This window comes from Bacteroides cellulosilyticus DSM 14838 (assembly GCF_000158035.1).
GTDB lineage: Bacteria > Bacteroidota > Bacteroidia > Bacteroidales > Bacteroidaceae > Bacteroides > Bacteroides cellulosilyticus.
In genome coordinates this window covers 146,030-153,179 of sequence record NZ_EQ973488.1, presented here as the reverse complement: position 1 = coordinate 153,179, position 7,150 = coordinate 146,030, and the positions used below count along the sequence as shown (strand labels likewise).

The window sequence follows — 7,150 nt, the reverse complement described above, 5'->3', positions numbered from 1 at the left end:
CCCATGGCGGTGTACAATAGCTCATCTGAGGTTCCGATGTTTTTGGGAATCACGTTGAATAATATTATGGTTTCTTTCAACTGCTTCGCAATGGGGATACTGACCAGTTTTGGTACAGGTTATATGCTTTTCAGTAATGGAGTCATGTTGGGAGCTTTCCAAACATTCTTTTATCAGCACGGTTTGCTTTGGGATTCTATGCTTGCCATCTGGTTGCATGGAACGCTCGAAATCTGGGCTATCATTGTAGCCGGCGCTGCCGGTTTGGCTTTAGGTAACGGATGGCTTTTCCCCGGAACTTATTCAAGACTGGAATCTTTTAAAAGAGGAGCGAAAAGAGGATTGAAAATTGTAGTGGGGACAGTCCCTGTGTTTATTATGGCAGGTTTTATTGAGGGGTTTCTCACACGCCATACCCAACTGCCGGATATGTTGAGACTCGGCCTGATCCTTACATCCCTGACATTTATTTTATTCTACTATATTTATCTACCTAATAGAAAACGACATGGAATCACAAAAGCCTAAAATCGCAATGTATGTAAAACGTAATTTCGGTGAGAAACTGAGCGTGTCTTTTGATTTTATAAAAGAAAACTGGAAGCTGATGCTGAAATTTACTACGTATCTGCTTTTACCGATTTGTCTTATTCAAGCGCTGAGTTTGAACGGGATGATGGGATATATGACGGTGCTGGCTGATTTATCAGGTGGCAGCGTATCTTCTGATGCATCTCTAATGATGTCATTCTTTTCTTATTATAGTCTGTACATGTTTGTTTTTTTGATAGGAACGATTGCGCTGACTTCTTTGATTTATGCATTGATCCGAACCTACAACGAACGTGACGAACGTCTGCAAGGCGTAACTTTGGGGATGTTGAGGCCGATGTTGCTCCGTAATGTGAAAAGATTGGTTGTGATGACTCTTTTCGGATTGCTCTTAATGGTACTTTTAGGGGTGATTATGGGATTCATGGCGGCATTGCTTTGGCCTGTCCTGTTTCTGGTGATTCCGTTTGTGATTATTTTGGCTGTACCATTTGCTCTTTGGGCACCGATTTATCTCTTTGAGGATATCTCCGTTATGGAATCTTTGAAGAAGACTTTTCGTCTGGGCTTTGCTACGTGGGGAGGTATTTTCCTGATTTCCCTTATTATGGGTTTGATTGCCGGTATTTTGCAGGGAGTGACGATGATGCCCTGGTATATAGGCACTATTGTGAAATCCATATTTGCAATGAGTAGTGGAGGCAGTGAGGCTACGGTATCGGTAGGATATAATTTCATGCTTTATCTGTTGGCCATTGTCCAGGCATTCGGTGCCTATCTTGCTATGATCTTTTCACTTGTAGGTCTGGCGTATCAGTACGGGCATGCTTCGGAAAAGGTGGACAATATCATGGTGGAAAGTGATATCGATAATTTTGATAAGCTCTAAAAACAGAATTGTATAAATGATAACTTCTCCGGCTGATACATTGGTATGTGATACTACCCAGCTTGCCGTGTGGCAGTCTGATCCGGCGTATGACTATGGCCGTGAGTTGATGGCTCCTGATATTAATGTGTTTGAATGGTTCAACAGGTGGTTTGGAAAGATTCTGCAAAAAATATTCGGCAGTCATTTTGCTGAGGAATACTCGGAGCTTATTCTGATAGGCATTGCTATCCTTCTTTTAATTTTGATAATCTGGTTCGTTTACAAGAAGCGACCGGAGTTATTCATGATTTCCCGTAAAAATGCTTTGCCTTATGCAGTGGAAGAAGACACTATTTATGGAGTTGACTTTGCGCGAGGTATTGCTGACGCGCTTTCGCGTAGTGATTACCGGGAAGCGGTACGATTGCTGTATTTGCAGACGTTGAAACAACTCAGTGATGAAAAGCGTATAGACTGGCAGCTCTACAAAACGCCTACACAATATGTTTATGAAGTGCGGATGCCCGCTTTCCGACAATTGACCAATCATTTCCTGCGAGTGCGTTATGGAAATTTTGAAGCTACGGAAGCATTGTTTCATGTCATGCAGTCTTTGCAGGAAGAGGTGAAGAAAGGAGGCGCTGTATGAGAGGAAGCCATTGGTTTATCATCTGTATCGTATCCTTTCTGGTCCTGATGTTTGCAATAGAATGTCGGTTGCCGAAGAAATTCGTATGGACTCCTACTTTTAGCCACTATGATAAACAGCCTTTCGGATGTGCTGTTTTTGATAGTTTACTCTCTGCTTCATTGCCGATGAGATATTCGGTATCCGGGAAAACCTTTTATCAGTTGGAGCAGGAAGATACGGTTTCCCGCCGGGCGATATTGGTTGTTAACAATCATCTGGCTCTGACAGATGTAGATGTGAATGCCTTGTTGAAAGGGGCGGAGCGGGGAAATAAAATAATGTTGGTGAGTAATTCATTTACAGGAAACTTACGGGATACACTGGGGTTTGAGAGTAGCTACTCTTATTTTAATCCGATTGTGTTGAGAAAGTATGCCGCTTCATTGTTGTCGAAGGATAGTTTGCATTGGGTAGGAGATTCTACTGTCTATCCCCGGCGGATCTTTCGTTTTTATCCGCAATTGTGTTCCTCTTATTTCTGGCAGGACTCGCTCTCTGTGAAAGTGTTGGCGGAGAAATCTATTTCATCAGATGAATTCAGATATGACTTTGGGGTGAAGTTTGATTCATTGCAGGTGGATACCCTTTGCAATGTTCCGGTTGCCATGTCTTGTTCGTGGGGAAAAGGGGAAATTATTTTGGTTTCTACTCCGCTGCTTTTTACCAATTATGGTGTACTGGACGGAAAGAATGCAGCTTATATTTTCCGTCTGCTGTCTCAGATGGGAGAGTTTCCGATAATACGCACAGAGGGATATCTGGAGGAAGCTGCACAGGTACAGATGTCTCCTTTCCGCTATTTTATTTCGCAACGACCGCTTCGCTGGGCTTTGTATCTGACAATGATTGCCATTCTGCTCTTTATGACATTTACTGTGCGAAGAAGACAACGTGTGATACCTGTGATTCATGAACCGGAAAATAAATCCATGGAGTTTACGGAACTGATCGGTACGCTTTATTTTCAGAAGAAAGACCATGCCGACCTGGTTCATAAAAAGTATATTTACTTTGCCGAAGAGTTGAGAAGAGAAATCCAGGTGGATGTGGAAGACGTGGCGGATGATGAACGCTCTTTCGATAGGATTGCTCAGAAGACCGGCATGAGTGCGGAAGAAATCGGTAAGTTTATCCGTACGGTCAGACCGGTGATTTATGGAGGGCAAACGATAACTGCGGAGCAAATGAAGCAGTTTATTGATAAAATGAATGAAATAATCGATCATATATAAAGAAGAAGTTTATGGAAGAGAATACAGAAAAACGGGTGGATCTAACTCTCTTTTCCGAGAAGATACAAGAGTTGAAAGACCGGATTGCTTCCGTCATTGTAGGGCAGGAACAGATGGTGGACTTGGTGCTGACCGCTGTGTTGGCAAATGGGCATGTGCTGATAGAAGGAGTGCCGGGAGTGGCGAAAACATTGTTGGCACGCCTGGTTGCCCGTCTGGTCGATGCAGATTTCAGCCGCATCCAGTTTACTCCGGATTTGATGCCGAGTGATGTGCTGGGTACAACGGTATTCAACATGAAAACCAATGATTTTGATTTCCATCGCGGTCCGATCTTTGCTGATATTGTACTGGTAGATGAAATAAATCGTGCTCCTGCCAAAACACAGGCTGCCTTGTTCGAGGTTATGGAAGAGCGTCAGATCAGCATTGATGGAGCGACCTATCCGATGGGAGAACTTTATACGATTCTGGCTACACAGAATCCGGTGGAGCAGGAAGGGACTTATAAATTGCCCGAAGCACAACTTGACCGCTTTCTGATGAAGCTGACGATGGATTATCCCTCATTGGATGAAGAAGTGAATATTCTGGAGCGTCACCATACGAATGCTGCATTTGTGAAGCTGGAGGACATTACCCCGGCTATTACTAAAGAGGAGCTTTTGTCGCTTCGTAATCTGATGAAGCAGGTGTTTATAGACCGTACATTGCTTCAGTACATCGCCTTGATTGTACAGCAGACGCGTACAAGTAAAGCTGTATATCTGGGGGCTTCTCCGCGTGCGTCCGTGGCCATGTTGCAGACTTCGAAGGCTTATGCGCTTTTGCAGGGACGTGATTTTGTGACACCGGAGGATATCAAGTTTGTGGCTCCATACGTACTTCAGCATCGTCTCATCCTGACGGCGGAAGCTGAAATGGAGGGCTACTCACCAGTGAAAGTAACGCAACGCCTGATTGATAAGGTAGAAGTTCCGAAATGATTCTGACCCGTCGGTTTTATATGGTTCTCATCCTAATTATCCTGTTGATGGGTAGTGGGTATGCTTTTGCTCCGTTGTTTACCATCGGGCAGGGGTTGCTTTTTCTCCTCTTGCTGTCGGTGCTGGCAGACGGATATATGCTTTACCGGATTCGTGGGATTCGGGCATTCCGTCAATGCTCCGCTCGTTTTTCCAATGGGGACGAAAATGCGGTGAATCTTCGGGTGGAAAGCTGCTATCCGTATCCCGTCTTTGCGGAGGTTATCGATGAAGTACCTTTCATTTTTCAGCAGAGAAATATTAGTTTTCGGGTACAGCTTCAGGCGAATGAAGGAAAACAAATCTGTTATCATTTACGTCCGACAAGCCGGGGGATTTATGGTTTCGGACAGATTCGCGTATTCGTAACCGGTCGGATAGGTTTGCTCTCCCGGCGTTATACATGCGGAGAGGAGCAGGATATTAAAGTGTATCCTTCTTATCTGATGCTGCATCGCTATGAATTGCTGGCAATGAGTGATAATCTGACGGAGCTGGGAATCAAGCGTATTCGTCGTGTGGGGCATCATACTGAATTCGAACAGATAAAAGAGTACGTCAAGGGGGATGACTACCGTACAATCAACTGGAAAGCCAGTGCCCGCCGGCATGAATTTATGGTGAATGTATATCAGGATGAACGTTCACAGCAGATTTACAGTGTGATAGACAAGGGAAGGGTTATGCAGCAGGCATTTCGCGGAATGACTTTACTGGATTATGCAATCAATGCTTCCTTAGTTCTTTCATACGTTGCCATGCGGAAAGAGGACAAGGCAGGGATCGTGACTTTCAATGAACATTTCGATTCGTTTGTTCCGGCCTCAAAGGCTCCCGGTCAGATGCAAACTCTGCTTGAGAATCTCTATAGCCAGCAGACTACCTTTGGTGAAACGGACTTTTCCTCTCTCTGCGTGCATTTCAATAAACATGTCAGTAAACGCAGTTTCCTGGTTTTATATACCAACTTCTCCAGTATGGGAAGTATGAATCGCCAATTGGCTTATTTGCAGCAACTGAATCGTCAGCATCGCTTGCTTGTTGTTTTCTTTGAAGATGCTGATATGAAAACGTATATTGCCTCTCCTGCGAAGGATACGGAGGGATATTACCGCCATGTCATTGCAGAGAAGTTTGCTTTTGAGAAACGTCTGATTGTATCTACACTGAAACAGAATGGTATCTATTCGTTATTGACTACACCTGAAAATCTCTCGATTGATGTGATAAACAAATATTTGGAGATGAAATCAAGACAATTACTCTGAAAAACAGGAGCAAATCATAAAAGATGCCTATTTTGGATAATCATATCCGGAATAGGCATCGTATATTTGTGCCATGAATCAAACAGTGGACAAACAGTACTGCCAAAGTTGTGGAATGCCCCTCCGTTTCGATGTGGAAGAGTATTTAGGTACCAATGCCGATCACTCCTGCAGTGACGAGTATTGTTACTATTGTCTGAAAGATGGGAACTATACGGTGGACATCTCTATGAATGAAATGGTGGATATATGGGTGAAATACACGGATAAGTACAATTGGTATTCGGGAACCGACTATACTCCACAAGAATTAAAAACCTTATTGAACAAGCGTCTTCCCACCCTGAAACGCTGGCGACAGAAAGAGATGACACAACATGTTCACTATGAAGCTGTCAATGGGGTTCGGACTTATATTGATCAAAATCTCTTTCATGAGCTTGATCCCGAACAGTTGGCTGAAATGGTTCACCTTTCATTCTTCCATTTCCGAAAGGTTTTCAGAAATGTTACCGGTGAGAATATCGGTACATATATCCAACGTTTACGGCTGGAATATATTGCCCATCTGCTTATCGCTACCGGACAGAGTATTGAAGAGATAGGTATGCAGACTAATTATCAGACAAAGTTTAGTCTGGCAAAGGCTTTTAAGAAGCATTTCGGCATTTCAATGTCAGCTTATCGCGAAAAGTATAAATCTGTCAATGCGAAACAAGAACCGGATAGTATGCCTGAGGCTAAAATTAAACGTATTAATACTTTGAAAGCCGTTTGCATAGAAGTAGGTGATACTTTTCGTGATAAATATGCTTACACTACAATCTGGAAGCAATTACTGCATTATAAAGCAGTTCATTTGCAGAATGGTCCCGGTAATCGTTTTGTGAGTATAAGTCAGGATAATCCTTGGGTTACACCGATGGAACAACGGCGGTTCTATATCGGGGTTCTTGTTGAAGGGCGTGCCAATTCCGAAGGGAAATTATTACTTCGGGAAATTCCCGGAGGGATGTACGCTGTTTTCAGGTATAAAGGCAGTTATTCTGATTTACCAGAATTTTATAAGACGATCTATAATCAATGGTTTCCTTACAGTATGTATCATCAGAAACGTCCGTTGACGTTTGAGGTGTATCTTAATGCACCGGATGAAACGCCGGTTGAGGAATTGCTGACGGAGATTTATATTCCTATTGATAAATAACTAAATGATATAAGAGTATGTTAGAATTGCCAGAAGTACTTACACTGAGTAAGCAAGCCAATGATGTTTTAAGCGGTAAAACGATTACGCAAGTGTTCAATGCTACCAAGCCTCATAAGTTCACGTTCTATAGTGGCGATCCACTGGAGTATGGGAAGTTGCTCGTCGGAAAGACGATTTTGTTGTCTAAAGGATATGGAATGTTTGTCGATTTTTACCTGTCGGGCAATGTGATAATGAATATCGGTGATGGGGTGAGCGCACGTTACTATAATCCGGGTGATAAAGTTCCTGCCAATTACCA

Annotated in this window: 7 protein-coding genes and 1 pseudogene; all 8 read left to right on the top strand. The window is 43.2% G+C overall.

Annotated features, from left to right (window positions below; genetic code table 11):
- A partial coding sequence (locus BACCELL_RS01990; protein WP_007209830.1) for a stage II sporulation protein M occupies positions 1-528 on the top strand: 528 nt, incomplete at its 5' end.
- Positions 509-1,441, top strand: a complete 933-nt coding sequence (locus BACCELL_RS01985) for a hypothetical protein (protein ID WP_007209829.1) — start codon at positions 509-511, stop codon at positions 1,439-1,441. The genes BACCELL_RS01990 and BACCELL_RS01985, both read left to right, overlap by 20 nt.
- Before the next feature lie 16 nt (positions 1,442-1,457).
- Complete coding sequence (locus tag BACCELL_RS01980; protein ID WP_007209828.1) at positions 1,458-2,072, top strand: DUF4129 domain-containing protein; 615 nt, start codon at positions 1,458-1,460, stop codon at positions 2,070-2,072.
- Entirely contained in the window at positions 2,069-3,346 is a 1,278-nt protein-coding gene (locus BACCELL_RS01975; RefSeq protein ID WP_007209827.1) for a DUF4350 domain-containing protein, read from the top strand. Before BACCELL_RS01980 ends, BACCELL_RS01975 begins: the two co-directional genes overlap by 4 nt.
- 11 nt (positions 3,347-3,357) lie before the next feature.
- Positions 3,358-4,332: an AAA family ATPase gene (locus BACCELL_RS01970; RefSeq protein WP_007209826.1), complete on the top strand. Its 975-nt coding sequence runs from the start codon at positions 3,358-3,360 to the stop codon at positions 4,330-4,332.
- The gene (locus BACCELL_RS01965; protein WP_007209825.1) at positions 4,329-5,639 is read left to right on the top strand and encodes a DUF58 domain-containing protein; all 1,311 of its coding nucleotides are present in this window, start codon (positions 4,329-4,331) and stop codon (positions 5,637-5,639) included. The genes BACCELL_RS01970 and BACCELL_RS01965 overlap by 4 nt, the downstream gene beginning before the upstream one ends.
- A 73-nt stretch (positions 5,640-5,712) precedes the next feature.
- Entirely contained in the window at positions 5,713-6,846 is a 1,134-nt protein-coding gene (locus tag BACCELL_RS01960; protein ID WP_007209824.1) for a GyrI-like domain-containing protein, read from the top strand.
- A 17-nt stretch (positions 6,847-6,863) separates the two neighbouring features.
- Positions 6,864-7,150: pseudogene (locus tag BACCELL_RS01955) on the top strand (endonuclease VIII); the annotation flags it as partial.